The organism is Solimonas terrae, from assembly GCF_011067135.1.
GTDB lineage: Bacteria > Pseudomonadota > Gammaproteobacteria > Nevskiales > Nevskiaceae > Solimonas > Solimonas terrae.
In genome coordinates, this window is sequence record NZ_JAAMOW010000001.1 from 274,624 (window position 1) to 301,199 (window position 26,576).

Genomic DNA, 26,576 nt, shown 5'->3' on the forward strand with positions numbered 1-26,576 from the left:
CGCGACCAAACAATTCATTTCCTCTCCCGCATGAACATCGGGGAGAGCGCCAGGATGAGGGGCGCCGGTCAAAGAGAACATCGATGCCGGATCCGGCTGACGCCCCCTCACCCCAACCCTCCCCCCCCCCGACCTGCGTCGAGGGAGAGGGGGTTCTCCAGATCGCCGGCCGATTCAGACGCTTGCCGATATCGATCACCGATTCCGACTCGCTCCGGTGCCCATCCTTCTTTCTTTCGTCAGCACCACCGTTCCAGACGCGTCGACAAGTTCATTCCCTCTGCCCGATGACCGTGGAGAACAGTTTCAAGGTGAGGGGCGCCGGCCGAAGAGAACATCAATGCCGGATTCGGCCGACGCCCCCTCACCCCAACCCTCTCCCCCGATCGGCGTCGAGGGAGAGGGAGCTCTCCGGATCGCCGGCCGATTTCGACGCGAGTCGGCATGGACCGCTGTTTCCGATTCGCTTCGGCATCCATCCTGCGCTTTCCGTCAGCACCGCTGCTCTGAACGCGCCGCCGAACTCGTTCCCTCTCTCCCATGCATGGGGGAGAGGGTTAGGGAGAGGAGGCACGCCCTTCGCTGAAAGAACCGGCGCCAGATCCAGCCCGCATCCCTGTCTCGCCCTGACCCTCTCCGACTGTCGACAGGGAGATGGAATCCAGTGCCGTTCACCGTTCAACCCGCGGCCGACGGTTTCCGGGGCTTCCGTCGGTTCACCAGGGGCCGCTGATAACTCGGATCGTCCGGACTGCGTGACGACACGCCGTTGGCGGCGATGTCCGGCACATCGGCGAACGGCAGCGGCATCGCCGGCGGCACGCAGCCCCATTCGATGAGGTTCGTGCGCAGCGCGATCTTCCATTCGCCGTCACGGCGTTCGAAGCGATCGACGTAGCGGCCGCCGGCCATCCACAGCGATTCGTCACGGTTGCGCGCGACGAACAGGTAATAGGTTTCGCTGTGCGCGGTATCGCCGTCGATCTCGACCGTGTTGTTCAGCAGGCTGTGATGTGTCAGCCGCTGCCCTGCCTCGTGCATCGGCATCGCCCAGTCGTAGCAGTCGGCGGCGCTGCCGACGAACGGACCGGCCGCCATCACGGCATCGGCATGAAACGCCGACAGGTACAGCGCGCGATCGAAGCGGTCCATGCCGCGCGAGAAGCGCGTCAGGCAGTCGGCGATCTCCAGCTTGTCGGCGGCCTTTTCGAGCCGCGCCAGCCGCGCGCGATCGATGCTCACGCTGTCATTTGCCACGGTAGTCGACCTCCGCAATCGGTTTCCAGATCGGCGAACCGCGCGTCGCGCGCGCCGACGGAATCACCGTGCCATCGACATCGGTGATGCCGTATTCCTGCGCCAGTTCGGCGGTCACGAACTCGCCACCCGAGCGCTTCATGAGGTCCGGATCGACCGCCAGCGCGGCGATCACGCGGCCCGGATGCTCGACGCTGCTGCCGGTCATGTTGGTGATGGACTTCGTCATCCGGCCACCCATCTTCGCGAGATTGTCGCGAGCCTTCTCGGTCAGCGTCAGGCCCTGCCACAAGGTCAGCGAGGCAACGTTGTGCGGCTGCAGTTCGATCGCCATGTCGCGCGCCATGCGGTCGGCCGCCGACTTCGAGGTGCCGAAGATCACGCTGTAGGTGTAGGTCACGGCGGCGAAGCCGGAGATCGCGACGATCAGACCGGATTGTTGCGGCGCCATGATCTTCGCTGCGTGCCAGGCCGCGACGTAGTTGGACTTCACGCCGACGTCCCACATCTCCAGGTTCGACAGCGGCTTTTCCCAGAACGGTTTGCCGTCGAGCAGGTCCTCGGAAATGATGAAGGCGTTGTTGACGAGGATGTCGAGCCGACCCTGTTCGGCGCGAATCCGCTCGAACAGCGCCGCGACCTGCGCATCGTCGGCATGATCGCAGACCGCCGCGATGCCCTTGCCGCCGCTGGCCGCGCCACGCTCGTTGCACTCGGTGGCGGTGCCGCCGACCGTGCCCGGCAGATAGTAGTCGCCGGCATTGACAGTGCGACCGGTGACGTAGACCGTCGCGCCCTGCTCGGCCAGCACCAGCGCGATGCCCTTGCCGATGCCGCGACTGGCGCCGGTGACGAGCGCGACCTTTCCTGAAAGCAGGCCCATCAGCGTGCCTTGCCCTTGGCGAAGAAGCTTTCGCTGTGATCGCCGACCGCACGGCCGCTGAAGTGCGGCGCGCTGAACGGCATGCCCATCACGCCCTGCGACCAGTCGACCGACACGCCGGAATCCTGGAACCAGTCGTACAGCATCGTGCGCGCGGCAATGCGCCACTCGCCGTCGCGCCGCTCGAAGCGATCGAGGTAGCGACCACCGATCGTCGTGTCGCGGTGCTCGACACTGAAGTCGACGCGGTGATACGAGATCACCTGGGTCTCGACGCACGCGCGGTCGCCATCGAGTGCGCCGTCGAATTCAAAGTAGCTCTGGCCCAGCACATGCTGCGTGACCGGGATCGCCGGCGAGCCGGGCACGACCCACGCGAGGTATTCGTCGAAGTTGCCGGCGAACACGCCGTAGTCGCTCGTCGAATCCGGCCAGCAGCTCGCGCGGATCAGCGCGGCGTCGCGGCGGTCCTCGCCGCGCGCCAGACGCGCCAGACAATCGCGGATCTTCTCGCGATCGAGAAACAGCTTGAGTTCGCCGCTGACGGGGTCCATGCCTGCTCGCTCTCCTCTGGTCTTTTCGTGTCGGGTCCGCCGTGCGCCGCGCGGACCAAGACCATGTTTACTCCCGATGGCCGTTCCCTCACTTGACCGATTCGGACAAACGCGCATGATTGGCCGGCTGTCGACATCAGGGACCTCCGAAATCCCCATACGTCATTCCTTGATCGGAATGACGTGCGAGGAGCCGACGGCGACTACGCAATCCAGCGACGCGCTACGCAAGCGGCGCACCTGGATCGCCATGGCCGCCATGCGCCCTCGCGACGACGAACTTGTTCAGACCTTCCTCGGGAGCGGGCGGTGGGCCAGCGGTCATTCACGAAGCGGGAATCCGGCAAGGGCGCGGACTTCGACCTCGTGCACGCGCGGCTGCTGCGTCACTTCCCGGAACTGGTCGCGGAACTGGGCGGCGATCCGGCGGCCCTGATGCGCAAGGCCGGCGTCGATCCCGCCGACGATGCGGACAGCCTGCCGCGCGCCAGCTACCGGCAGGCCGTCGCGCTGCTGGAACACGCCGCCGCCGCGCTGCACTGTCCGGACTTCGGCATGCGCCTGGCAGCGCGCCAGAGCGACGGCATGTTCGGTCCGCTGGGCTCGGTGATGAAAAACTCCGCGACGCTGGGCGATGCGCTGGACTACGTCAGCACCCACAACTACGCGCACAGCCTCGCCGCGCGCGTCTGGCTCAAGCGGCTGCGCAGCGGCAACGCCGTGTTCGTCGGCCACGACATCCTGCTCGACCGCCTGCCCAACCGCAGCCAGGCGATGGAACAGCTGCTGCTCGTCGGTCACCTGTCGACGCTGGAGATCACCGGCGGTCGCGCCCGCGCGCGCCGCGTGCACTTCCGCCATCTCGCGATCTCGCCGCGCCGGACCTACCGCCGCTACTTCGGCTGCGAGGTGCGCTTCGGCCAGAACGAAGACGGCGTCGTCTATTCCGACCGCGATCTCGCCAGCCCCATCGTCCACTCCGACGCGCACGCCTACCGCAGCGCCATCGCCTTCATCGACCGCGAATTCACCGCACAGCGTCCGCCGCTGCATGCGCAGGCGCGCGGCCTGATCATGCAGCTGCTGGGCGGCGGCCAGTGCACGAACGAGAGGATCGCCGGCGAACTGAAGCTGCACCCGCGCACCCTGCACCGCCGCCTCGCGAGCGAGGGCACCAGCTTCCACCGCATCAAGGACGAAGTGCGCCGCGACCTGATGCTCTACTACAGCCAGCAGACCGACCTCGACTTCGCGCGCGTGTCCGAACGCCTCGGCTTCGCCGAACAGGCCGTGCTGAGCCGCAACTGCCAGCGCTGGTTCGGCGCGGCACCGACACGGCTGCGAGCAAGAGCGCCTTCCTAGCCGGAGCCCGGGCGCGGCGAAACCCGGAAGCCCACCCGAGCGAAGTCACGCCGGCACTCCGCGGCTGGCAAAGCCAGCAAGATCGGTCAGGCGCCCGCACCGATGATTCGGCAAAGTGCGTCCCATGAACGACGCGACACCCGATTCCGGCCCGAGCACGCACGCGCAGACCTATGCCCTGCGCTTCCGCCGCGTGCTGGACTTCATCGACGCGCATCTCGATGAAGCGCTGACGGTGCAGCGGCTGAGCCGCATCGCGCACTTCTCGAAGTTCCACTTCCACCGCCAGTTCTCGGACTACGTCGGCATGCCGCCGAGCCGCTACGTCGCCCAGGCACGCCTGCGCCGCGCCTCGTACCGGCTCGCGTTCAACCCGCTGGAGCCGATCACCGAGATCGCGTTGCAGGCCGGCTACGAACGGCCGGAATCGTTTTCCCGCGCGTTCAAGGACGCCTTCGGCCAGTCGCCGACCGCGTTCCGCCAGCAGCCCGACTGGGCAACGTGGAGCGCGCAGTTCCACTGGATATCCCATCAGGAGATCGACCACATGCAGGTCCGCATCATCACCACCGAACCGGCGCTGGTCGCCGCACTCGAACACCGCGACGACCCGGCGCTGCTCAACGCCTCCGTGCAGCGCTTCATCGCCTGGCGCAAGGCAAGCGGCCTGTCGCCCGTCAACAGCAGCGACAGCTACGGCATCGCCTACGACGACCCGAACACCACGCCCGCCGAGGATTTCCGCTTCGACATCTGCGGCGCCGTCGCCGCACCCGTGCCGGAAAACGAATACGGCGTCGTCACCAAGACCATCCCCGGCGGCCGCTGCGCCGTCGTCCGCCACCAGGGCTCACCCGATCACATCGGCGGCAGCGTCTATCACCTCTACCGCAACTGGCTGCCGCACAGCGGCGAGGAACCGCGCGATTTTCCGGTGTACTTCCGATACCTGAACCTGCGGTCGGATACGCCGGAGCATGAGTTGCAGACGGACGTGTGTTTGCCGTTGAGGTGATTGAGCGACTACCCAATCACAACAGTGGCGCTCGCTATTGAATCAGCGCTTGCGCAATTCTAGTTCTCGTTTAACCCATAGGGCTGACGACTGTGCAAGCGCTCCTTCCAAGTATTTTCCAGACGCACCACATCGCTCACCTCCATATCCGGAGAAACGCGCTGCAAGATGGTAAACCTGAAGGTTTTTGGGTCTCGGTCGCGAAGCAATTTGTTTCCGCCGTGGCCCGTTGAGCCATAGCCCATCCAGCGACCCAAAAGGTTGTCGCTTCCTGCAGCCGAGCCTACATATCCTTTTCCATCATGGGTGTCGAAAATGTAGTAGATGCCTCGCCAATGAGATAGCGCGTCCAACCAGCGCGTTGGCAGGACTCGTAGTTCATCCCAGGCAAGGTCAAGCTCATCCCAGGAGGGCATCGACGCGACCAGTGCAGAATCCTCCAGTATCGCTGCGACCGGGATGTCATTCCGTGAAGCCCAGCGATACCAAGATCGGTCGGGTGGCGGCCATACAACTACTAGCTTGCCTTGCCAATGCGCGTAGAAATCCGTAATCGCTAAATCGAACCAAAGAACGGAGGCACGTTCTTTCCGGAAACCCCGCATACCGAATTTCTGCATCTCCTGGTATGCAGGCACCGCCCAGTATTGCTTCGTGGATAGCGACTTAGACGCACCTATGGCATACAAACCGACAAAAAGGGCTTTCCCTGCAGAATGGCGGATGAACGACGCGACATATCCCTTTCCCTGCAGCTTTTGCATGGTCTTCTCCAGCCGTTCCCCCTGGGTCTGCTGGTAGGCGTTGAAGACCTCGGGCCGCTCTGCAGCCAGCCAAGGAAGCACTTTGTTGAGTGCCGGCTCAGAAGGCCGGTGGCGGAGTACGAGAACGTGCGAGGGATCAATCCCCTGTTGGTTTAACAAATCATTTAATTTCATTTGGCCTCATGGAAAGTTTGAAGCGCTAAATAGATTTGCTCAGAGAGGTCATCCGCCTTCAGGAAGTCACTTACATACGCTGCCAACACTGGACTGAAAGCCCCTCACTGAGCCGGCCGCGTCTCCACGCTGCTCGGCCGCGCCAGCAGCCGCTCACGCCATGCCGCCACTGCCGGTCCCGGCGTGATTTCCATTAGCGGCAAAAATTCGATGAACGGGATGTAGGCAATGTCGGCGAGGCTGTAGGTGTTGCCGACGAGGTAGTCGTTGTTGCCGAGCTGCTGTTCGACGATGGCGAGGTGTTTGATGATCGCCTTCTGCGCGGCTTCGATCGCGGCCATGTCCCAGCGTTCCTTCGGCATGAAGCGCTTGGGGAAGATGATGGTGCCGGTCGGTGACGCCATCTGCAGATCGCAGAGACGCAGGTGCATGTCGACCAGGGCGCGGCCCTTGGCATCCGGCGGCGTCAGCGCCGGCTGCGGGTGCGTGGCTTCGAGGTACTGCAGGATGGCGGACGACTCATAGAGGACGAGGCCGTCTTCTTCCAGCGTCGGCACGCGGCCGTAGGGGTTGAGTGCGAGGTATTCCGGGCTGCGGTGCTGGCGCGCGGCCATGTCGATGATGACGGCTTCGTGCTTCAGGCCCTTTTCCAGCAGCGTGATGAGCACGCGGCGCGCGTAGGTGGAAAACGGGTGGTAGTGCAGGCGGATCATGGTCAGCGCTCCTCGCTATGTGGCGCGGCTCCAATCTGCCGGCCGGCTCCTTGGGATCGGCCTATTGTTCCAGATTGGGGGCCGTGTGTGCGGGGTGTGAATGAGGGGCGTGGGCGGCCCCTCGATACGTTTTGCTGCGCAAAACACTCGGGGCGAACGGGGGGACAGAAACATTTGGCTTCCCTGCCCGAGCCGTTCGTGCCCGGTGCCGAGCGAAGTGCGGTTTGTCGAGGCACGAACGGCTGCGCTCTAGAATGCGCGGATGCCGGACCGACTGACGTGGCGATGAAACGAACGATGCGCCGGGTACGGATGCCTTGCCTGATGGCGCTGGCCGTGTGCCTGATGAGCGGCTGCACGCGGCATGTGGAGACGGGCGAGCAGCTGCCGACCAACCCGGAACCGATGCCGAGCCTGCAGCGGCCATCGACCGTGACGCTCAAGGCGTCCATTCCCCTGTCACGCCTGCAGACGCTGCTCAACGACACGACGCCGCAGTCCTGGGACATCAAGGACCGGCTCACCGCGTTCCGCATCAAGCTGCACGGCGCGCTGCAACGCGGCGAGATCGTGCTCAGCCCGGCCGGCCGCAACATCGGCTTCAGTTCCACCGTCACCGGGCACGGCAGCGCGCCCGTGTCCTGGGATGTTCGCGGCGTGCTGGACGGCACGCTGCTGCCGCAGGTGCGCGCCAACTACCGCATCGCGTCCAATCTCGATGCGCATGCGTCCCTGAGCGAGGCCAAGCTCAAGTTGAGCCTGCTGCCGGATATTTCGCTGCGCGGCCTGCTCGAAAAGAAACTCGCCGAACAGGCGCCTTCCGCACGCGAGCGGCTCGATGCCGCCGTGAACCGCGGCGACAAGCTGAAAGCCAAGGCCCAGCGCCTGTGGACGACGGCGTTCACGGTCGCGCCGCTGCACCATCAGGACGATGCCTATCTGGTCTCGCGACCGACGGCGCTGATCGTTTCCAACCCGGTGCTGGACACACGCAGTGCGGCACCGGCGATCACGCTGGGCCTGGGCATCACCGCGGAACTGCAGACGGTCTACAGCAAGACCGCACCGACGCTCGCGGTTGCGAAGCTGCCGCCGGCGACGATCCGCAACATCGACGCCGGCCGGATCGCGATTCATCTGCCGCTGATCGCGGAACCGGCCGTGCTCGCCGCGGTGTTCACCGAGCGGCTGAAAGCCCACAAGTTGAAGTTGCAGGCCAAGGGCGTGCGCATCCTCAAGATCGAGGCCGCGGGCGTGGGCACGCAACTGGTGCTGCGCTGCAAGGTCCGCAGCGAGCACTGGTGGCGCCCGCTGGAGGCGCATCTGTTCGTCACCGGCGAGCCTTACCTGGACGAAACGGACCGCTCCATCCGCCTGCGCAATCTCGATGTGACGGTGCAATCGCGCAACGCGCTGCTCGGCACGGCGGGTTATCTGCTGTCGCCATTGCTGACGCAGTACATCGGCGAGAAGGCGGTGTATCCGCTGGCCAGGCTGGAAGCGAAGGCAAAGCGCGATGTCGATCGCTGGGCGGCGGATCTGGCCGAGAAATCGCATGGCGCCGTGCAGGCGAACGTCACGCAGGTGCGCATCGATTCGGTCGGCATGCAGGCCGGCTACGTGGTCGTGGAAGCGTCGGCGCTGGGAACGGTGGCGAACGATCCGGAGCCTTGGTTGCCGGATCGGTAGGCGTTGTTGGCGGGGAGGCTCTGAAAAAGTCCGTCATCGCGAGGACGCGCAGCTGCTGGCGCTGAGCATGGCGCTGCTGGCGCGCAGCATCGCGCAACTGCACGACGATCAGCTGTGGCCGCTGCGTGTCGAGTTCGCGCTGCCGGCGCCGCGCGACACGCGGTCGTGGCAGCGCACGTTCGGCGTGCGGCCGGTCTTTGGCAGCGCGGCGACCCGACTGGTCTATCCGCTGGCGCAATTGAATCTGCCGGTGCACATCAGCGCCGAGGCGCGCGAACGCCTCGGCACGCAGTGGCGTGGCGACGAACGTCAGGCGCCGATCGCGCTGGAGCGGCAGGTGGAACGCGCGATCGTCGCCTTGCTGCCGACCGGCGACTGCAGCCTGGCGCGCGTCGCCAGCCTCGTCGATCTGCAGCCGCGCACGCTGCAGGCGCAGCTGCAGCAACAGCGCCTGAACTTCAGTCTGCTGCTGCAGCAGGCACGCGAGAAGCTGGCGCGCGAGCATCTGGCGCGCAGCGACATCGATCTGACGACGCTGGCGATGAATCCGGGCTTCGGCGAGCTGGCGTTTTCAGCCGCGCGTTCAAGAGCTGGACGGGAATGTCGCCGCGCAGCTGGCGCCGACGCGAAAACGCCCGGGGTGCCCCGGAGCAAGCGCGTCACCGCGAGATCGCGAAGCGGCCGCGGTGATCCGGATGCACCGCTTGCGCAGGAAGCCAGCGGATTGCGTCGTCACCTTCGGCTCGCCACGACAGCGCGGGTCGTGATTCAGACCGACCCGGGCGCCGGGCCCGTTTCTAGCGCAGTACGTCGTAGGACGGATCGAACTCGTCGCGGCGGCCCACGGCATGCGCCTGCATCGCCTTCACGTCGCGGACTTCATCGAAGTCGCGGATCGAGATGCGCCTGTCCAGGCCCCAGCGACCCTCGCGCCTCGACCATTGATCGACATAGCGGCCCCAGACCGTGATCTGCCGCAGCTGTTCGCCATGCCGCATGCGCAGGTTGGCCGTGACGTAGGCCTCGCTGGCGGCGCGATCACCGTCGAGCTCGATGATGAGATTCGAAACCTGGTGCGAGTGCTGCAGCGTGTGACGATGCTGTGCACAGATGTGGTCGATCACGCCACGGCCGGGGCCCTGGTAGACATCCGCGCCGTAGTCGGCGACACCGTCCTCGTGCCAGATCGAATGGCCAAGCGGAATGTCGAGACGGTCGACCGCACGGCAGTAGCGATGGATCAGATCGGCGATCGCCTGCCGATCGGCCAGCATCTGCAGCGTGTTCCTCTCGCTCATGACGGCTCACCGAAAATCTGTTTGCTGTAGCGGTCGATCATCAGGGTGCGTTCGCGCCGCGCGGCAGCGGAACTCGGCGCGAAGCCGGCACTGTCGTCGGTGACGCCCCAGTTGTGGACCGGCCCGTGCGCGAGCCGTTCCAGACCGACGCGCGCGACCTCGTCGACCGATGCGATGTTGTCTGGCAGCGGCTGGCCCTTGTCGGCGAGCAGCTGGCGGAATGCCGGGGTATCGGTGCGGCCGAGGATCAGGTTGAGCACGTCGACGCCCTGCGGCTGCAGCTCGGCCCACAGGCCTTCGCCGAAGCACAGCGTGAACGCCTTGCTCGCTGCATAGGTCGCCATGAAGCTCGATCCGCCGTAGCACGCGCCGGAGTTGACGAGCAGCAGGCCACCCCGCCCGCGCGCCGTCATCGGCGCGGCAAAGTGATGGCAGCACTGCAGGGTGATCAGGGTGTTGCGCTGCGCGAGCGCGAGCCAGTCGCCGACATCGCGATCGAGGAAGCGCGAGCCGTGCGGATCGGCGCCGGCATTGCTGACGAACAGGCCGACTTCGCGCGCGCCGACCGCGGCCTTGATCTGCGCGAACGCATCCGGCGCGGCGAGATCGACGCAGGCCGTCACGCAGTCGACGCCGCTTTCGGCGCGAATCTCGTCGGCCAGGGCCGCCAGCGGCGCCTGGCGGCGCGCGAGCAGAATGCAGCCCACGCCCAGCGACGCGATCTGCAGCGCGAACGCGCGGCCCGTGCCTTCGGACGCGCCGGCGATCACGGCCCAGGGTCCGTAGCGATCGGCAAAACTCATGCTGGCTCCTTCGCGCCCTTGCGGTGGCGGCGCGACGACAGGCTACGGCAAATGCGCGGTGTTCGGCACGACCGGCAGATCATCAAGCAGGCTGCCGAAGTCCCGGGTCTGCCAGAGATTGAGGAAGTTGGTCAGCATCTGCAATTGCACGCGCGCAACCTCATTGCCGCGCAGGCGCGGATCGAAACGATCGCGGACCTCATCGAGTTCCGGCACCTGAGCGCGGATATAAGGCGGCGCATCGAGCAGCCAGGCCAGACCCATGATCGCCACGTAGCGCAGCAGCTGCTGCCGCAGCCGCGCGACATCGAGCGCCGGTCCGCCGGCCGCACGGAATTCCGAGACGAACAGGGCCAGCAGCGCATCGAGATGATCGTCCCAGAGCTGCGTCCGGGCACCGCTGAGCGCGCCCCAGATCGCCATCGCCACGTTCATCAGGCTGACGCAGCCCCAGTCGAGCAAACCACATTCGAGATGCCCGTCGGCATGACGCCAGAACCAGGCGTTGTCGATATTGGCGTTCCAGTGGCACAGCGCGCTGGATTCCGCGTCGTCTTCCAGTTGCCTGCGGATCGCGGCCTCCTGTGCCGGAAAGCGCGCAACCTCGTCGCGCAGTTGCGCGATGAAGGCCGGCGCGCGGATGTTCGCCGGCAGCAGGCCCGGATGACGTTCGGCGAAGTCGGCATAGCGCGCGACGCGGTTCTGCAGCTGCTGCACCGTGTACGGCGCGCGTTGACCGACCGTGACCAGCGCCGGATCGTAGGCAAAGCGTTCGGCGACATCGGCGCCGAGACGTCCGGCGCGCTGCGCACCGGCCAGTCTCGCGACTGAAGTCAGCAGCGCCTCGTAGTGTGCGAGCGGGTCCGGCAATGCGTCGTCCAGGCACTTGTCGTAATGCGGCTCGATGCGCTCGCGACCGAAGGCGATGCGTTCGGTGATGAGGATGCCGGTGCCGGATTCGCGGTGGTAGTCGGCATACAGACAGACCGGCACGGCGATCGGAAAGCCCGGTGCACTGGCCAGCTGGGCGAAAGCGATCTCGCGCTCCATCTGCGTGCGCGCGCGATCGCGGATCGGGTCGTCGAAATCGCGCGAGAACTTCACGAACAGCTCGCGACGCAGGCCGGCCGCCGGCTGCGCGTAGTCGACGGCGAGCAGCAGCTTGCGCCCGGTACTGCCGCCCGGACATTCGCGGAACTCGGTGATGCGCGTGACGCGGTTGTCCGCCGCCAGCGCACCGAAGACGCGAAACGCTTCGTTCAGAAACGGCAGGCCGGCCGTGCGCAGGGCTTCGATGTCGGCGGGAATCGGCAGGCCGTGGCGGTCACCCATCACGGCGTCACGCCCTTGATGCGCGGCGGTGCCGGGCGCCGCCGGACCGCTCACGTCCGACCCAGCGCGCGCGCCACGCGCCGGTCCGGCGCCACCCAGTCGCTGCTCGGATAGAGCGGCATGATGGCGCTCGCGGCGTCGAGTTCGGCAAGGTCGGCCTCGCTCAGCTGCAGGTCGGCGGCGCCGAGGTTGTCGTCGAGCTGGGCGAGCTTGGTGGCGCCGAGCAGCACGCTGGTGACGCCGCGACGCGCCAGCACCCAGGCGATCGCCAACTGCGGCACGGTCACGCCGCGGCGCGCCGCAATGCCGCGCATCACGTCGAGCAGCGCGAAGCCCTTGTCCTTGTCGAACTGCAGCATGTCGAAGCTCGAGAAGCGGTTGTCCGGGCGCGTCAGGTCTTCCCGCGTGTACGCGCCGCTGAGGAAGCCGAACGCGAGCGGGCTCCAGACCGTCATGCCGAGGCCGTAGCGCTGCATCATCGGCAGCACGTCGCGCTCGACGTCGCGGCCGAGCAGCGAGTAGTACATCTGGCCGTGCGTGAACGGTGCATAGCCGCGCGCCTTCTGGATTTCCATCGCCGCCGCGACGGTCCACGCCGACCAGTTCGAGTAGCCGATGTAGCGCACCTTGCCGGCGCGCACGACGCTGTCGAAGGCTTCCAGGGTTTCTTCCAGCGGCGTGTACGGGTCTTCGCGATGCGCGACGTAGCAGTCGATCCAGTCCGTGCCGAGACGCCGCAGGCTCTGGTCGACCGACCAGAGGATGTGGCGTTTCGACAGGCCGGTGCGCAGCAGCTCGCGGTCGCCGCCGCGATTGCCGACCTTGGTGGTGATGACGACGCGATCGCGGTGCGGCTTCAGCGCCGCGCCGAGCAGGGTCTCCGATTCGCCGTCGGCGTAGACGTCGGCGGTATCGAAGAAATTGATGCCGGCGTCCAGCGCCCGGCCGACCAGCGTGTGCGCCAGCTGCTCGCCGACCTTGTAGACCGCGTCGAGCGAGCGGGCACCCTGGGAAAACGTCAGCGCGCCGAAACCGAGCCGCGAGACGACGAGACCGGTACTGCCGAGCGTGCGGTATTGCATCAGGCGTTCACTTCGTCGGCGATACCGGCGCCGTTCAGGCCGAGTGCCGCGCGGAACGCGCGGTGTATCGAGGCCCGGCGCGCGGTCTCGATACGCCCGCGTTGCGGGCTACTCGACCCGAACGGTTCGGAATTTTTCATCGGAATTTTTCATCGGCCACCGAGCCTGCACCGCCTTACTGCCTGGCCTTGCGGCCGGAGCGGCTGAGGCGGAAGTCCGGCGGATACTGGCTGTCGTTGTCCTTGACGGCGTTGTTGAGCCCCTTGCCGAAGGTCTCCGCGTCGAGCGTCAGCTCGTCGGCGTCGTTCTTCACCAGCGGCAGCATCGACTCCAGCCACGCCGTCATCATGCTGCCCATGTATTCGCCCTGCTGCTGCTTCATCAGCTCGAACATGGTCTTCTGCATGTAGACCACGTCGGTCGGACGCGTGCGGCTGCACGACAGCGCGTACTTCTCGATCTCCGCTTCCAGCCGGTCGCGCGGCACGACGCTGTTGACGAAGTTGCAGTCGTACATTTCCCTGGCGGTGAACGGCCGGCCGGTGAACACCATTTCCTGGAACTTGCGCAGGCCCATGGTCTGCGCCCACTGCCACATGCGCGGACCCCAGCCGACGTAGCGGAACGACGGATGACCGAACAGCGCGTCGTCGGACGAGATCACCAGATCGGCATCGGCGGCCTGGTAGAAGTGCCAGCCGTAGCAGTAGCCCTTCACTTCGAGAATGCTGATCTTCTTGAAGTCCTGCAGGCTGCGGCAGCCGTAGCTGGAATTCGCGTACAGCTGCGTGAGCTGCGCGAGATAGCGGTACGAACCCTTGGGCGGATACTTGACGTCCTCGTCCTCGCCGATGCGGAACTCGTGCAGCAGCGAGTATTCGCCCTCGCCGCTCAGCATCGCTTCCTGCTCGGGCAGGTCCGCACCACCGCCGAGATGGTTGCCGACGCCACGGATCAGCAGCACCTTGACGTCGTCGTCGACATTGGCGCGATGAATCAGGTCCGCGTAACGCAGGCGCGCAGCGATGGTCGGCGCGTTGAGATGATCGGGCCGGTTCAGCGTGATCGTCGCGATCCTGGTCTTCGGGTCCTTCTTGTAGAGGATGATCTCCTCGGGCGACGGCTGGGCCGGCTTCGACGCTTTCGCGGTCTTCTTTGCCGACACCTTCGCGGTTTTCTTCCTGCTCGCGGGCTGCTTTTTCTTGGCTGCCATGACGCTCTCCATTATGTGCAGTGGGTCATTGCGAGTCGCCGAAGGCGACGAAGCCATCCAGGGACGCCGCGCGATCCGGCCGCGCTGCTGGATGGCTTCGCCGCCGTGCGGCTCGCAATGAACGGGTTTTCGAATCAGGCCGCGGCGGCGACGCTCTCCTGGCGCGGCGCGGCGGCCTTGCCGGCGGCGGCGGCGATGTGATTCGCCGCGACGTAGCCGAAAGTCATCGCCGGTCCGATCGTGCCGCCGGCGCCCGGATACAGATTGCCGAACGGGCTCGCCGAGTTGTTGCCGGCGGCGTACAGATTGGGAATCGGCTGATCATGGGCGTCGAGCACGCGCGCCTGCGCGTCGCAGGCGAGACCGCCCTTGGTGCCGAGATCGCCGCAGTTGATCGCGACGGCGTAGTACGGCGCCTTGCCGATCGGCCCGAGGCAGGGATTCGGCTTGACGTTGGCGTCGCCGAACATCTGGTCGTACGGATTGGCGCCGCGGTTGAACTCGGCATCGACGCCGGCGGCCGCGTACTGGTTCATCTGCTCGACGGTCTTCTTCAGCGCGTCCGCCGGCACATGGATCTTGGCGGCCAGCGAATCGAGCGTGTCGGCGCGGAAGATGTACTGGTCCCACCAGTCCGGCGGGATGCGGCGATCCGGCATCAGGATCGTCGGCATGATGCCGCCGGCGGTGAATTTCTGGCGGAACGTCGCGTCGAACACCAGCCAGCACGGCGTGTTGGCACCGGTCTTGAGTTGGTCCTCGACCATCGCCGCACCGAATTCGTCGTAGCTGCAGGCCTCGTTGACGAAGCGCACGCCGTTGCGGTTGACGCAGACGCTGTGCGGACGGCCGACATCGAACGCGGCCTGCACGATGTCCTCGAAGTTGGAGCGGCTTTCCATGGGGATGTGCATGGTCGGAATCCACCAGCCGGCTTCCGTGTGCTCGGTGGCGGCACCGACCTTCATGCCGGCGATCAGGGTCTCGCCGCGGTTGGCATCCTCGGGTGTCGAGCTGTGGCGCGTCAGGCCCGGCACCTGGAAGAAGCGGTCGCGCAGCTCCTGGTTCCATTCGAAGCCGCCGGCGGCGAGCACGACACCGTGCCGCGCGGTGATGTCGTAGCGACGACCGAAGTTGCTGACCTTGACGCCGCCGATCCTGCCGTCGGTGAGGATCAGCTCGTCGAGTTTGGTCGCCAGCCGGACTTCGACGCCGTGATCGAACACGCGTTTGTACAGATGGCCCATCAGCGCCGCGCCCTGGGTGAAGCGCCGATCGCGCCGCGTCAGCAGGCGCGTCGAAAGATCCGACCAGTAGGTCCAGGCCATCTTCAGGAAGGTCTTGATCCAGCCCGGCCCGCGGGTCGAGATGGAGAAGAACTGCAGCACGTCCATCGCGTAGCGGTTGAGGATCTTGAAGCGCGCGTACTGCTCGCGCATCAGCGGGAACTGCGCGCCGAGTTCACGACCGTCGAAGGTCTCGCAGAGGATCGAACGGTCGACCCGCGCGTTCGGGGCGGTCGGAAAGTAGTCCGGATAGTACGGCGCCGGCGCGACCGGCAGACCCAGCGACTTGATGAAGCGCAGCATCTCCGGCGCCTGATCGACGTAGGCTTCGAGGCGATCGCGACGCACCGGCTTCCTGATCAGCGCGTCGAGGTAGGCCAGCGCCTTGTCGCGGCTGTCGTCGTTGGCGGTGAACTGATGGTTCGGCACCCAGATGACACCACCGGACGCGGCCGACGTGCCGCCGTACTTGTGCGCCTTTTCGACGATGAGCACCGACAGGCCGAGTGACCTGGCGCGCAGCGCCGCCGTCGCGCCGGCGGCGCCGGAGCCGACCACGACCACATCATAGATTTCGGTATCGCTCATCTCGTTTCCTCCGGAACCATCGCTTTCCTTGCCGCTGCGTGCCGTGAACGCCAGCGGCGACCGCGCCTCACATGCCGGGCGCGACCCGCATGCGCAAACCGTCCAGCTCGGGCCGCAGCGCGATCTGGCAGCACAGGCGGCTGTTCGGCTTCAGCACGTCGCCGGCCATGTCCAGCGTCGCGGTCTCGACCTCGTCCGGCGCGCCAACCGCCGCCTGCCACTCGGGCTCGATGTAGACGTGGCAGGTTGCACAGGCGCAGCTGCCGCCGCAGTCGCCGAGGATGCCGTCGACGCCGTTGTTCCGGCCGACTTCCATCAGCGACTGTCCGGGCTCCAGGCCTTCGATTGTTTTCTCCACGCCGTCCTGCTGGACGAATGTCACCTTCAATGCCGCCATGAAGCCTCATCTCCTTGCCGAAGAAACTGCCGATACCGGATACGGATCAGCAGCTTGCATTGCATTTCTCGAAAATTTCCGGGTCGGTCAGCCCGCCAGCGCCCGGGCGCGTGCCGCCTGGATCTCGCGCAGGTGATTGACCGGATCGCCGGCCGTGATGCCGCCATCGACCGGCAGCACGACGCCGGTGATCTGCGCGGCGCGATCGCTGGCGAGGAACAGCACCACCTCGGCGACGTCTTCCGGACGGCCGGTGCGCTTGAGCGGCTGATTGACGTCGAACGCGGCACCGACCGCAACGCGAATGCGCTCGGCGACTTCGCTGCTGACGCCCGGCTCGGCATACGCGGTCAGCGGCGTGCGGATGTGACCGGGCGCGAGCACATTGACGCGGATGTTGTATTCGGCGAAGTCGATCGCGGTCGACTTGGTGAACATGATCACGGCCGCCTTGCTGGCGCGATAGCTCATCAGCGCCTGACCCGGCAGCAGGCCGGCGATCGAGGCGTTGTTGATGATCACGCCGCCGCCGTTCTGCGCCATGTGTCGCGCCGCGCACTGGCTGCCGGCCATCACGCCGAACAGGTTGATGCCGATGACGCGCTGGAAGTCCTGCAGGTCGTCGTCGAGAAAACGCGGATGCTGGGCGCCGGAGATGCCGGCGTTGTTGAACATGACGTGCAGGCCGCCGAAGCGGCTGACCGCGAAGTCGACCAGCGCGCGAACCTCGTCCATCTGCGACACGTCGGTACGCTTGAACAACGCCGCCGGGCCGAGCTTTGCCGCCAGCGCATCACCGGCCTCGGTGTCGATATCGGCAATGACCACCCTGGCGCCGTGTTTGACGAACAGCTCCGCCGTCGCGCGGCCGATGCCGCCGGTGCCGCCGGTGACGATCGCAACCTGGCCGGACAAATCCTGATGCACGCGGTTCTCCGTTGATGCCTCGATGCCATATGTCCGCAAGCGCGCGGACCGGCGCATTCTGGTGTCGCTCAGGCGCGTCGCGACAGGATCAGCGGCAGACGCTCGATGGTATGGGTGGCGACCGACTGCAGATACGGAAGCTCCTCGACCGGAATCGCCAGCTTGATCTCGCCGATGCGCCGCACGAATTCGCGCGCCGCGACCTTGATCTCCATGCGCGCCAGCGAGGCGCCGACACAGCGATGCACGCCGACGCCGAACGCGACGTGGCGGCCCAGATTGCCGCGGTTCAGATCGAAGTTGCGCGGGCATTCGAAGTGCTGTTCGTCATCATTGCCGGACGCGTACAGCACCAGCAGATGCGCGTCCTTGGGCAGCTTCTGGCCACCCAGCTCGACCTCGCGCGTGGTCATTTTCGCAAGACCGCGAACCGGCGGCGCGATGCGCAGCAGTTCCTCGACGAAGCGGTTCAGCAGGCGGTCGTCGTCGACCGAATCGCGCAAGGTCTGCGCGACTTCCGGCTGCGTCGCCAGCGTGTACAGCAGATTGCCGATCGCGGTGGCCGTGGTGTCGTTGCCGGCGATGATCATCGCGCGCACCAGCGACACGGCCTCGGCGAAGCTCAGCTTGCTGCCGTCCTCGAGCGTGGCGTGCACCAGATCGGAGAGCATGTCCTCGCTCGGCTGGGCCTCGCGTTCCTTCATCTTGGCGATGATGAAATTCTGCAGCTCGCAGATCTGCGCGGCGTTCTCGAGCATCTGCTCGCGGTTCTGCATGCGGCCGATCTGCGCGGTGACAGCGCCGGACCAGCGCTGGATCTTGTCGGCATTGAACTGGCCGATGCCCATCTGCTCGCAGATGATCGAGATGGTCAGCGGGATCGCGAATTCCTTGACGCCGTCGACGACCTCGCCCTTGGCGGCCTTGTCGGCCAGCTTTTCGATGAAGCCGACGATGACCCGGGTGATGGCCGGTTCGAGGGTCGCGACGCGATGCGCCGTGAAGGCCTTGTCGAGCAGGCGCCGCACGCGGGTGTGGGCCGGCGGATCGTCCTTGATTGCATCGGTGAAGAAGCCGCCACCGTCGCGCTCGAGAATCTGCTTGAACTCCTCGAAGTAGCCGCTCGCGTACTGCGCGGCGTAACCGTGCTTGTCCGAGTAGGTCAGCGGATCGCGCAGCACGGTGACGATGTCGTCGTAACGCGACACCAGATACATCTTCAGCTGCGGGTCGTAGTGCACCGGGTCCTGGCTGCGCATCGCCTGGTAGAAGGCGTTCGGGCGCGCAAGGATCTTCGGATCGGCGAGCGAAACCGTATCGAGCGAGATGCCGTGTCCTGCCACCGGGCAACCGCTTGCCTGCTTTTCCGCGTCACTCGAACCCATCGTCGAACCTCGTCCTGGAAATCACTAGTGTGGCAGTGCAACGCTGCCGGCGGCGCCGATATCGCGCACGGCGGTCGGTGCCGAGCCGCCCGCCATGCGGTACTGGCGCGGGCTGACGCTGAACGCCCGCTTGAACATGCGGCTGAAATGCGCCGAGCTCTTGAAGCCGACGCGGTAGGCAATCTCGCTGATCGACGCTTCGCTCGGCTTCGACGAGCTCAGCCACTGGCCGGCGATCTTCAGGCGGCTTTCCCAGACCAGCGTCGAGAACGGCGTGCCGTGCAGGCTCAGCAGGAACGACAGGTAGCGCGGCGAGATGCCGCAGCCCTTGGCGACCGTGGCGATGCTCAGCTTCGGATCCGACAGGTGAATCTCGATGTAGCGCAGCACGTCCTGCAAACGCTTGTCCGACAGGCTCTGGCGCGCCGGCACGGCGGCGTCGCGGCTCTTGATCGCGTCGCTCAGCACCGACAGCGCGCTGTCGACGAGGATCTGCACGACATGCTCCTTGAGCTCGCCGGCATCCTCGAAGATGTCGGTGAGGATGCGCTCGGCGATCGCGAATTCGCGGCCCTCGGCCGGCGTGCAGAAGCCGGTGCGGACGTCCTGCACGACGAAGCGGCGGAAGATGTGCGAAGGCACGATCACATGCAGCACCTCATGCACCGACTGTTCATCGGGCTGGCACTCGACCGCGAACGGCGTCATCGACTTGGTGATCGCGAAGTCGCCGGCCTTGACCACGCTGTAGCCGGACTGGTGCGAGATGCACAGGCGCCCGCGCTTGACGAACCAGAGCACGACCACGTCGGTCGCGTCTTCGCGAATGTGTTGCCAGGCACGCTTGAAGAACAGTCGCGTCTGCGAACGCAGGCGGATGATCGAGCAGGAGCCGACGGCCTTGCGCTCGGCGCGGACGTCGATCACCGAGCCGGCTTCGATCGAATAGTCGCCGAGATAGTATTCCTGGTTCTTGGCGCCGCGGAACGTGTTCTGGCAATCGCGATAGTTGCGCTTGTCGAATGCAAAAAGTGTTTCGGTCACCTCTTCTCCTCCGACTTGATCGTTACGCCCGGGTCACCGCGCCGCGCCGACTTCTGCCGGCAGTTCGAGCCGTGGCACGCGGCCCGGACGCGGTGGTCCCAAAATCTCAAGCTGCCCGAATCTTAGCGACGGGGTCCGGACACGTCCCCGCATTTTGTGCGGCCCCATATACATTTCGCGCATCGCCGGCGGCCGCTCCGCTTGCCCTGTCGGTCGGCCCCGGACGAAGACGACACCTCAGGGCCTTTTCCACCGATTCCGGACGCGGACTCAACGCGCGATGCTGCGCTCCACCAGCTCGCGCTGCGCGTCTTCGGAAAGCCCGAGAATCTCACCGAACACGTAGGCGTTGTGCTCGCCGAGGCGCGGCGCGCCGTCGCGGATCTCGGCGCCGCGCGTCATCGCCCACGGCGGACCGACGATCGGCCGGCTGCCACCTTCACCGTCGTTCACCTCGCGGAAGAAGCCGCGCGCCCACAGATGCGGGTCCGAGACCAGATCGACCGAACTGGCGCTCTTCGCAGCCGCGACTCCGCATTGCTGCAGCTGTTCGGCCAGGGCCGCGGCGTCGTGGCCGGCGGTCCACGCGGCGAGCATGCGATCGAGTTCGGCCTCGTTTGCCTTGCGCTCGGCGAGCGTCGGGAAGCGCGTCGACAAGTCCGCTTGCTGCATTGCGGCAGCGAGCTGCTGCCATGCGGCGTCCGACGACACGGCGATGCTGATCCACTCGCCGTCGCGGCACGGATAGGCGCCGTGCGGCGCCATGTCGGCGTGGCGGTTGGCATCGCTGCCCGGCACGCTGCCGTCGAGCGCGTGCTGCATCACCGCATCGCCGATCATGCTGGTCATGCACTCGACGGCGGAGACGTCGATGAACTGGCCTTCACCGCTGCGCCGCCGGTGCAGCAGCGCGACGGCGGCCGCGTAGGCGGCGGCGGTGCCGAAGGTCGAATCGGCATAGCGGACGTTCATGCCCGCCGGCGGTTCGCCGTCGCGACCGACCAGGGCGCTGACGCCGCCGAGCGCGGCGAAGCACGGCGCGTAACCGGTCTGGTAACTGAGCGGCCCTTCGCTGCCGTACATGCCCATCGACACGTAGACGATGTCCGGCTTGACGGCTTTCACGGCGTCATAGCCGAGGCCGAGGCGCTTTACCGCGCCCGGCCGCAGGTTCTCGATCAGCACGTCGCAGTGCTTGAGCAGATCGAGAATCAGGGCGATGCCCTCGCCGGTCTTCATGTCGATCTGCACGCTGAGCTTCTGCGGATTGACCGCGCGAAAACCCGGCGCCTTGTTGATGTCGGCGACGCCGAACGAGCGCGTCACGTCGAGCGAGCCTTCGCTCTCGACGCGGATCACCTCGGCGCCGAGAAAGCCCAGCAGCTTGCCGGCATAAGGCCCGGCCCAGACCTTGGTCAGTTCGAGGACGCGCACGCCCTGCAGCGGACCGCCGCGCGATGCGAGATTCATCGTGCCGTCTCCTGCAGCGACGCCAGCACGGCGTCGGTGTGCGCGCCGAGCAGCGGTGCCGCGGCGTCGATCCGTGCCGGCGTCGCAGCGAGCCGGTACGGCACGGTCGGATAGCGCGCGCGGCGCAGCTGCGGATGCTCGACCTCGGTGAAGTAGCCGCGGAACGCGAACTGCGCGGACGCATGCAGGTCGCGTACGTCGTTGACCGGCACCAGGGTCAGGCCCAGCTGCTGCGCTTGCGCGGCGACCTCCTCCTTGTCCTGGGTCTTCAGCCAGGCGGCGATGTGTTCGCGACACTGCGCGACGCGCTCCGGCGTGCAGGCGCGCTCCAGCCAGCGCTCCGGGAAGTCGTTCATCCAGGCGGGATCGCCGAGCAGCTTGCGCAGCGCGTCCCAGTGCGTCGGCGCCGACATCCAGATGTAGGCGTAACCATCGCGGCACGCGAAGATGCCGGCCGGTCCAAACAGGTCGAAGCTCGTGCGGCTGGTGCTGACGTCCATGTCGCCGGCCACCATCTGGCCGAGCACGTAGTCGACGCGCGACGCCAGCACTTCCTGCTTCGAGATGTCGATGAAGCGGCCGCGGCCGGAGGTTTCGCGCTCGTACAGCGCGGCGACGATGCACAGCGCCGCATCGAGCGCGGCTTCGTAACTGGCCATGAAGCGACCGGCCCCTTTCAGTGGCGGCGCATCGGGCGGCGAACCGCTCGGCGTGTGGTAGGCCCAGCCGCTGGCGTGCATGACGTTGAGGTCTTCGGCGTGCCGGCGCTCCGGCGGCGCCGACTGTCCGAACGGCGTGACCGTGCACAAGACCAGCGCCGGATGCCGTGTATCGAGCTGCGCGGGATCGAGACCGATCGCCGCCAGCCAGCCGGCCGGGTGATCATCGATCACGGCATCGACCCGATCGAGCAGCGGCGCCAGCGTCGCGCCGCTCGCGGCGCTGTCGAGATCGAGCGTCACCGAACGCTTGCCGGTATTCAGGTACGCGAACAGGCCGCTGCGCTCCGGGCCGGCGACGCCGGGTGCGAACGGCGCAAGATCGCGCGTCGCGCTGCCGCGGCCGGGTCGCTCGATCTTGATCACTTCGGCGCCGAAGTCGGCGAGCAGCTTGCCGCAGTATTCGCCGCCGACGCCGTCCGCCAGCTCGAGCACCCGGTATCCCTTCAGCGCAGACATGGGCGGTCTCAGCGCGCCTTGCCGGCGTCGGCCAGGCGGTTCAACTCGTAGTCGCCGGCATCGTCGACGACCGCCTTCCAGCCCGGATAGACGACGATGGTCGTGAAGGTTTCCTCGATGATGCCGGGGCCGGTGATTTCGTGTCCCGACTTCAGCTCGGTGCCGCGGTAGATCGGCGTTGCCGCGAAGCCCTGGCCGAGATTGGCGCGGCGCGTACCGGCGACCGGCGCCGGCGCCTTCGTTGCCGTGAAGCCCCTGGCGACGACCGGCGACGGTGTCTCCACCGTGGTCGCGAGGCGCACGCCGGTCACTTCCGGCATCTCGTCGTCGCGGATGTGGTGGTACTCCTCCATGTGCCGCTTGTTGAACAGCTCGATCGCGCGCTGGCCGATGTTGTCGTCGATGAACGACAGATCGCCGATGCCGCGGCCGGCGTGGATGTCGAAGCTCAGCGAGAAGTTCTGGCCGGGATAACGCATGTTCATCTGGTACTTCGCGGTGACGTCGTCCGGCGCGAAGTGCGCGTCCTTGAAGTAGCCCGCGGCGCGCGTGCCGAGATCGGTCCACAGCGCCTTGAGCCTGGCGGTGTCGAGCGTCGCGGCGGCCGAGACGTACGAGCGCTCCTCGTCGATGCTCGGATTGGCGACCAGGGTGCCGAGCGCCGAGAACGTCGGCGAGGCCTTCGGCACCAGCACGCGCGAGATGCCGAGATCGCCGGCCTGGATCGCCGCGAACGCCGGGCCGTTGCCGCCGTAGGCCAGCATCACCATGTCCTGCGGATCGATGCCCTTGCCGGCGGTGATGCGCCGCACGCCTTGGGACATGTTGGCGTTGACGACGCGCCAGCAGTCGAAGGCCGCGGCTTCGGCGTCATAGCCCATCTGCTTGCCGAGCGCGGCGAAGGCTTCGACGACGCCGTCCTTCGTCAGGCGGAAGCTGCCGCCGGCGAACTCGGATTCGGCCGACAGGATGCCGAGCATCAGCAGGGCGTCGGTGATGGTCGGCTGCGTGCCGCCGCGGCCGTAGCAGATCGGCCCCGGCACCGAGCCGGCCGACGCCGGACCGACGCGCACTTCGCCGTTCTCGACGTGGCAGATCGAACCACCGCCGGCACCGAGCGTCTCGACCTGCACCATCGGCACGCCGATCAGGTAGCGGTGATGCATGTTCCAGCCGGCGATCGCCGGCGCCGCACCATTGCGCACGACCGAGATGTCGTAGGACGTGCCGCCCATGTCGACGCAGAGAATGTCCGGGCAGCCTTTCGCGCTGCCGACGTGCGCCGAACCGACGACGCCGCCGGCCGGGCCGGACGCCAGCACGCGAATCGGCGCGCCCTCGATGTACTGCTTGGTCATCACGCCGCCGCTGGCCTGCATGACCATCAGCTGCTTCTTGTAACCGCCGTCGCGAACGCGTGTCACCAGCTTTTCCAGATAATGGTTCACGCGCGGTGCCACGTAGGCGTTGACGACCGTGGTGCTGGTGCGGTCGTACTCCGGCGCACGCGGCAGCACTTCATGCGACAGCGAGATCTCGACGCCCGGCAATTCCTCGCGGGCGATCTCGGCAACGCGCTTCTCGTGCGCCGGATTGACGAACGAGAACAGCAGCGAGATTGCCACCGATTCGACGTTCTGCTTCTTCAGGCGCCGGCAGGCTTCGCGCACGGCGTTCTCGTCGAGTTGCTTGTGCACCGAGCCGTCGTGCAGCACGCGTTCCGGCACCGTCAGGCGACGGCGGCGCGGCGTGATCTGCGCGGGCGGTTCAAGCCGCACGTCCCAGATGTTTTCCTTGTACCCGCGGCGGTATTCCATCTCGTCGCGAAAGCCCTCGGTGGTCAGCAGGCCGGTTAGCGCGCCGTTCATCTCGATCAGCGTGTTGTCGGCAACCGTGGTGCCGTGAACGACGGCGTCGCAGCGGCCGAGAAAATCCTCGAGCGACAGCGACTCCATCTCGGCCAGCTTGGCGAGCCCGCTCATCACGCCGAGCGAGCGGTCCTCCGGCGTGCTGAGGTTCTTGTAGAGCCTGACCTCGCTGCCCGCCGCGCCCTGCTTGAGCATCGCGAAATCGGTGAACGTGCCGCCGATGTCGATCCCTACCCGGTAAGTCATGCTGATTCCTGTTGATTCCCCTCTCCCGCTGGCGGGAGAGGGTGCCCGAAGGGCGGGAGAGGGCGGCGCGCCGCGCCGTCTCTGTTCGGTTCGGAAAGAACGCCCGATGCGCGGGCCCTCTTTCCTGACCCTCTCCCGCGAGCGGGAGAGGGAGAAAACAGCTCAGGCGGCCGCAGCCAGCTTCGCGCTGCGCAGCTTCTCGCGCAGCGCCTGCGTGGCGGCGACATCGACGGCAAGGTCGTAGTCCTCGACCGTGCCGGTGAAGACGACGCCATACTTGTCGCGCGCACGCTCGAGGCTGACGAGCTCGTCGAGCACGTCGTCCCTGACCTGTTCCGGATCGCGCTGCAGCGCCGGACCGAAGCCGCCGCCGCCACCGTGCTGGTAGGCGATCACCGCACCGGCCGGCAGCTGCGCGCGGGCAGTCAGGTCGATCTTGTATTCATTGGGCGTGCCGACCTCGAAGTGGTTGGCATAGGCACCGGCATCGTCGCCGCCGCACAGGCCGCTGAGCGGATGCGCGGACGACACCATCCAGGCCATCGCGAAGGTCGGCTCCAGCACCTGCTTGACGTTGAGGCTGCCCGGCAGGCCGCGCCACTGGCCGGCGCCTTCGGCGTCCTTGGTCATCTCGCGATTGACGTTGATGATCGGGAAACGGCTTTCCGCGTCCTCGGCTTCCGACAGCAGCAGGTTGCCGAGGCCGACACAGGACGAGCCCCAGCCGTCGATACCCTGCACCGCCGACGAGTCCATCGAACGCGCGTCGACACCCTGGTCCATCCACATCTGGCCGGTCTTGCTGAAACCGATGACGGCGTTCGGCATGCCGATCTTGTAGACCTGCGGGGCCGAGCGGTCGGGTGCGACCTGCGACAGGGCAATGCAGACCGCCTCGGTGATCTCGCAGGCCGGATGGAAAGAGCCGAGCGCGGCCGGCTTGTTCGGCGGCGGATGGGCGATCGTGCCTTCCGGGATGATCATCTCGACGCCGTTGAACATGCCCTCGTTCTTGATGATGCCGGGGTCTACCGACGCGGCGATCTGCGTCATGATGTAGCTGCGCGTATTGCCGAAGGTGTTCCACACGCCAACCAGGTTCTGGCGATCGTCGGTGCCGGTCAGGTCGACGGTCAGCTGGTCGCCCTTGACGATGCAGGCTACGTGCACCTTGATGTCCTTGGTGCCGAGCGTGTCGTGATCGATCAGCACGTCGGCCGAGTACGTGCCGTCGCGCCACTTCGCGACTTCCTCGCGCAGGCGCTTCTCGGTGTGCTCGATGTTGTAGTTGATCGCGGCCTTGACGCGATCGGCGCCCCACTTGCGGATCACGTTCTGCAGCAGGCCGACGGCGAGCTGCACGCCGCTGATCATCGCCGCGAGATCGCCGGAGAAGGTCGCGAAGCGGTTGTTGCGCTCGATCATCTTGATGATGTCGCGACGCTTCTCGCCGCGATGCACGAGCTTGACGCAGGGAATCGCCAGGCCTTCGGTGAAGATGTCGGTCGCTTCCAGCGTGAAGCCGCCCGGGTCCTTGCCGCCGGTGTCACCCTGATGCGCCTGCAGCGCCTGGATCAGCACCAGCTCGCCGTGGTCGTCGAACACCGGCGCGTAGACGTTGTAGTCCGGCAGATGGCCGCCGCCGTAATCGGGATCGTTGCCGACGAAGACGTCGCCCGGCCCCCAGTCGAAATCCTTGAACATCGCCAGGCCGTAACGCACGGTCAGCTGCGAGACGAAGGTCAGGTGCGGCGTGCCGATCGAGCAGGCGGCAAGCCGGCCATGCGCGTCGATGATCGCCGCATTGCGCTCGTTCGAAGAGTTGATGATCGGCGACGACGCGGCGCGACCGAGATGCGTCGCCGCCTCGAAGCAGACCGTTTCCATCGCGCCGCGGATGATGCTGGCCGTGACCGGATCGACGGATGCCGGCGTCGGCAGCGGATCGCGCCTGGCGGCGAGCTTCTTGTTCAACTCGAATGACATGTCGGCATCACTCCTGGCATGGAGAGGGTTTCATCCAGCGCACGGCCGGCACGACCGCCCGC

General features: G+C 66.4%; 23 protein-coding genes and 1 pseudogene. 4 read left to right on the forward strand and 20 right to left on the reverse strand.

The features are described 5' to 3' along the window. Positions 1-678 precede the first annotated feature (678 nt). Genes G7Y85_RS01130 through G7Y85_RS01140 form a run of 3 tightly spaced genes read right to left on the reverse strand, consistent with a single transcriptional unit; the run spans position 679 to position 2,694 of the window. Positions 679-1,236 carry a nuclear transport factor 2 family protein gene (locus tag G7Y85_RS01130; RefSeq protein ID WP_166251783.1) on the reverse strand — a complete coding sequence of 186 codons (558 nt, stop codon included), beginning with the start codon at positions 1,234-1,236 and terminating at the stop codon, positions 679-681. Positions 1,237-1,246: 10 nt separating this feature from the next. Beyond that, positions 1,247-2,140, reverse strand: a complete 894-nt coding sequence (locus G7Y85_RS01135) for an SDR family NAD(P)-dependent oxidoreductase (protein WP_166250776.1) — start codon at positions 2,138-2,140, stop codon at positions 1,247-1,249. Continuing rightward, complete coding sequence (locus G7Y85_RS01140) at positions 2,140-2,694, reverse strand: nuclear transport factor 2 family protein (protein ID WP_166250777.1); 555 nt, start codon at positions 2,692-2,694, stop codon at positions 2,140-2,142. Before G7Y85_RS01140 ends, G7Y85_RS01135 begins: the two co-directional genes overlap by 1 nt. A 309-nt stretch (positions 2,695-3,003) precedes the next feature. On the opposite strand from G7Y85_RS01140, the gene G7Y85_RS01145 reads away from it, so the two are divergent. Continuing rightward, positions 3,004-4,056, forward strand: coding sequence for an AraC family transcriptional regulator (locus G7Y85_RS01145; RefSeq protein WP_206675460.1), 1,053 nt, complete (start codon positions 3,004-3,006; stop codon positions 4,054-4,056). 124 nt (positions 4,057-4,180) lie between these two features. Then, positions 4,181-5,071: an AraC family transcriptional regulator gene (locus G7Y85_RS01150; protein ID WP_166250778.1), complete on the forward strand. Its 891-nt coding sequence runs from the start codon at positions 4,181-4,183 to the stop codon at positions 5,069-5,071. Between the two features lie 59 nt (positions 5,072-5,130). Here G7Y85_RS01150 and G7Y85_RS01155 read toward each other — a convergent pair whose 3' ends face one another. Together G7Y85_RS01155 and G7Y85_RS01160 are read right to left on the reverse strand one after the other, a co-directional pair. After that, positions 5,131-6,009 carry a GIY-YIG nuclease family protein gene (locus G7Y85_RS01155; protein WP_166250779.1) on the reverse strand — a complete coding sequence of 293 codons (879 nt, stop codon included), beginning with the start codon at positions 6,007-6,009 and terminating at the stop codon, positions 5,131-5,133. A 104-nt stretch (positions 6,010-6,113) separates the two neighbouring features. Continuing rightward, positions 6,114-6,722 (reverse strand): glutathione S-transferase family protein, encoded by a 609-nt coding sequence (locus G7Y85_RS01160; protein WP_166250780.1) that lies wholly within the window; start codon positions 6,720-6,722, stop codon positions 6,114-6,116. Positions 6,723-7,046: 324 nt separating this feature from the next. On the opposite strand from G7Y85_RS01160, the gene G7Y85_RS01165 reads away from it, so the two are divergent. Together G7Y85_RS01165 and G7Y85_RS20560 are read left to right on the forward strand one after the other, a co-directional pair. Further along, complete coding sequence (locus G7Y85_RS01165; protein WP_166250781.1) at positions 7,047-8,411, forward strand: DUF4403 family protein; 1,365 nt, start codon at positions 7,047-7,049, stop codon at positions 8,409-8,411. A 67-nt stretch (positions 8,412-8,478) separates the two neighbouring features. Beyond that, positions 8,479-8,604: pseudogene (locus tag G7Y85_RS20560) on the forward strand (hypothetical protein); the annotation flags it as partial. A 604-nt stretch (positions 8,605-9,208) separates the two neighbouring features. Here G7Y85_RS20560 and G7Y85_RS01175 read toward each other — a convergent pair. The 15 genes from G7Y85_RS01175 to G7Y85_RS01245 all read right to left on the reverse strand — a co-directional run bounded on the left by G7Y85_RS01175 (position 9,209) and on the right by G7Y85_RS01245 (position 26,514). Further along, complete coding sequence (locus tag G7Y85_RS01175) at positions 9,209-9,709, reverse strand: nuclear transport factor 2 family protein (protein WP_166250783.1); 501 nt, start codon at positions 9,707-9,709, stop codon at positions 9,209-9,211. Then, a complete protein-coding gene (locus G7Y85_RS01180; RefSeq protein WP_166250784.1) occupies positions 9,706-10,512 on the reverse strand; it encodes an SDR family NAD(P)-dependent oxidoreductase in 807 nt (268 codons plus the stop codon). Before G7Y85_RS01180 ends, G7Y85_RS01175 begins: the two co-directional genes overlap by 4 nt. Before the next feature lie 42 nt (positions 10,513-10,554). Continuing rightward, positions 10,555-11,844, reverse strand: coding sequence for a hypothetical protein (locus G7Y85_RS01185; protein WP_166251789.1), 1,290 nt, complete (start codon positions 11,842-11,844; stop codon positions 10,555-10,557). 50 nt (positions 11,845-11,894) lie between these two features. Next, positions 11,895-12,926 carry an aldo/keto reductase gene (locus G7Y85_RS01190; protein WP_166250785.1) on the reverse strand — a complete coding sequence of 344 codons (1,032 nt, stop codon included), beginning with the start codon at positions 12,924-12,926 and terminating at the stop codon, positions 11,895-11,897. Next, the gene (locus G7Y85_RS01195) at positions 12,926-13,066 is read right to left on the reverse strand and encodes a hypothetical protein (RefSeq protein WP_166250786.1); all 141 of its coding nucleotides are present in this window, start codon (positions 13,064-13,066) and stop codon (positions 12,926-12,928) included. The genes G7Y85_RS01190 and G7Y85_RS01195 overlap by 1 nt, the downstream gene beginning before the upstream one ends. A gap of 35 nt (positions 13,067-13,101) precedes the next feature. After that, positions 13,102-14,139 (reverse strand): enoyl-CoA hydratase/isomerase family protein, encoded by a 1,038-nt coding sequence (locus G7Y85_RS01200; RefSeq protein WP_166250787.1) that lies wholly within the window; start codon positions 14,137-14,139, stop codon positions 13,102-13,104. Between the two features lie 134 nt (positions 14,140-14,273). After that, a complete protein-coding gene (locus G7Y85_RS01205; protein WP_166250788.1) occupies positions 14,274-16,013 on the reverse strand; it encodes an FAD-dependent oxidoreductase in 1,740 nt (579 codons plus the stop codon). A 67-nt stretch (positions 16,014-16,080) separates the two neighbouring features. Beyond that, positions 16,081-16,410, reverse strand: a complete 330-nt coding sequence (locus G7Y85_RS01210) for a 2Fe-2S iron-sulfur cluster-binding protein (protein WP_166250789.1) — start codon at positions 16,408-16,410, stop codon at positions 16,081-16,083. A gap of 87 nt (positions 16,411-16,497) precedes the next feature. Then, positions 16,498-17,337, reverse strand: coding sequence for an SDR family NAD(P)-dependent oxidoreductase (locus tag G7Y85_RS01215; protein WP_166250790.1), 840 nt, complete (start codon positions 17,335-17,337; stop codon positions 16,498-16,500). Between the two features lie 68 nt (positions 17,338-17,405). Next, positions 17,406-18,722, reverse strand: a complete 1,317-nt coding sequence (locus G7Y85_RS01220) for a cytochrome P450 (protein WP_166250791.1) — start codon at positions 18,720-18,722, stop codon at positions 17,406-17,408. A 24-nt stretch (positions 18,723-18,746) separates the two neighbouring features. Beyond that, positions 18,747-19,766, reverse strand: coding sequence for a helix-turn-helix domain-containing protein (locus G7Y85_RS01225; protein WP_166250792.1), 1,020 nt, complete (start codon positions 19,764-19,766; stop codon positions 18,747-18,749). Between the two features lie 270 nt (positions 19,767-20,036). After that, positions 20,037-21,236: a CaiB/BaiF CoA transferase family protein gene (locus tag G7Y85_RS20145; protein WP_166250793.1), complete on the reverse strand. Its 1,200-nt coding sequence runs from the start codon at positions 21,234-21,236 to the stop codon at positions 20,037-20,039. Continuing rightward, positions 21,233-22,414: a CaiB/BaiF CoA transferase family protein gene (locus G7Y85_RS20150; RefSeq protein ID WP_166250794.1), complete on the reverse strand. Its 1,182-nt coding sequence runs from the start codon at positions 22,412-22,414 to the stop codon at positions 21,233-21,235. Before G7Y85_RS20150 ends, G7Y85_RS20145 begins: the two co-directional genes overlap by 4 nt. Positions 22,415-22,422: 8 nt before the next feature. Continuing rightward, positions 22,423-24,528, reverse strand: a complete 2,106-nt coding sequence (locus G7Y85_RS01240; protein WP_166250795.1) for a hydantoinase/oxoprolinase family protein — start codon at positions 24,526-24,528, stop codon at positions 22,423-22,425. 162 nt (positions 24,529-24,690) lie between these two features. Then, positions 24,691-26,514 carry a hydantoinase B/oxoprolinase family protein gene (locus G7Y85_RS01245; protein WP_166250796.1) on the reverse strand — a complete coding sequence of 608 codons (1,824 nt, stop codon included), beginning with the start codon at positions 26,512-26,514 and terminating at the stop codon, positions 24,691-24,693. Positions 26,515-26,576: the final 62 nt, after the last annotated feature.

What these genes read in the sequence shown, in the direction of transcription:
- G7Y85_RS01135 (WP_166250776.1), bottom strand. Translation starts at nt 2,140, where the DNA reads ATGGGCCTGCTTTCAGGAAAGGTCGCGCTCGTCACCGGCGCCAGTCGC.
- G7Y85_RS01140 (WP_166250777.1), bottom strand. Translation starts at nt 2,694, where the DNA reads ATGGACCCCGTCAGCGGCGAACTCAAGCTGTTTCTCGATCGCGAGAAG.
- G7Y85_RS01150 (WP_166250778.1), top strand. Translation starts at nt 4,181, where the DNA reads ATGAACGACGCGACACCCGATTCCGGCCCGAGCACGCACGCGCAGACC.
- G7Y85_RS01155 (WP_166250779.1), bottom strand. Translation starts at nt 6,009, where the DNA reads ATGAAATTAAATGATTTGTTAAACCAACAGGGGATTGATCCCTCGCAC.
- G7Y85_RS01160 (WP_166250780.1), bottom strand. Translation starts at nt 6,722, where the DNA reads ATGATCCGCCTGCACTACCACCCGTTTTCCACCTACGCGCGCCGCGTG.
- G7Y85_RS01165 (WP_166250781.1), top strand. Translation starts at nt 7,047, where the DNA reads ATGGCGCTGGCCGTGTGCCTGATGAGCGGCTGCACGCGGCATGTGGAG.
- G7Y85_RS01175 (WP_166250783.1), bottom strand. Translation starts at nt 9,709, where the DNA reads ATGAGCGAGAGGAACACGCTGCAGATGCTGGCCGATCGGCAGGCGATC.
- G7Y85_RS01180 (WP_166250784.1), bottom strand. Translation starts at nt 10,512, where the DNA reads ATGAGTTTTGCCGATCGCTACGGACCCTGGGCCGTGATCGCCGGCGCG.
- G7Y85_RS01185 (WP_166251789.1), bottom strand. Translation starts at nt 11,844, where the DNA reads ATGGGTGACCGCCACGGCCTGCCGATTCCCGCCGACATCGAAGCCCTG.
- G7Y85_RS01190 (WP_166250785.1), bottom strand. Translation starts at nt 12,926, where the DNA reads ATGCAATACCGCACGCTCGGCAGTACCGGTCTCGTCGTCTCGCGGCTC.
- G7Y85_RS01195 (WP_166250786.1), bottom strand. Translation starts at nt 13,066, where the DNA reads ATGAAAAATTCCGAACCGTTCGGGTCGAGTAGCCCGCAACGCGGGCGT.
- G7Y85_RS01200 (WP_166250787.1), bottom strand. Translation starts at nt 14,139, where the DNA reads ATGGCAGCCAAGAAAAAGCAGCCCGCGAGCAGGAAGAAAACCGCGAAG.
- G7Y85_RS01205 (WP_166250788.1), bottom strand. Translation starts at nt 16,013, where the DNA reads ATGAGCGATACCGAAATCTATGATGTGGTCGTGGTCGGCTCCGGCGCC.
- G7Y85_RS01210 (WP_166250789.1), bottom strand. Translation starts at nt 16,410, where the DNA reads ATGGCGGCATTGAAGGTGACATTCGTCCAGCAGGACGGCGTGGAGAAA.
- G7Y85_RS01220 (WP_166250791.1), bottom strand. Translation starts at nt 18,722, where the DNA reads ATGGGTTCGAGTGACGCGGAAAAGCAGGCAAGCGGTTGCCCGGTGGCA.
- G7Y85_RS20145 (WP_166250793.1), bottom strand. Translation starts at nt 21,236, where the DNA reads ATGAATCTCGCATCGCGCGGCGGTCCGCTGCAGGGCGTGCGCGTCCTC.
- G7Y85_RS20150 (WP_166250794.1), bottom strand. Translation starts at nt 22,414, where the DNA reads ATGTCTGCGCTGAAGGGATACCGGGTGCTCGAGCTGGCGGACGGCGTC.
- G7Y85_RS01240 (WP_166250795.1), bottom strand. Translation starts at nt 24,528, where the DNA reads ATGACTTACCGGGTAGGGATCGACATCGGCGGCACGTTCACCGATTTC.
- G7Y85_RS01245 (WP_166250796.1), bottom strand. Translation starts at nt 26,514, where the DNA reads ATGTCATTCGAGTTGAACAAGAAGCTCGCCGCCAGGCGCGATCCGCTG.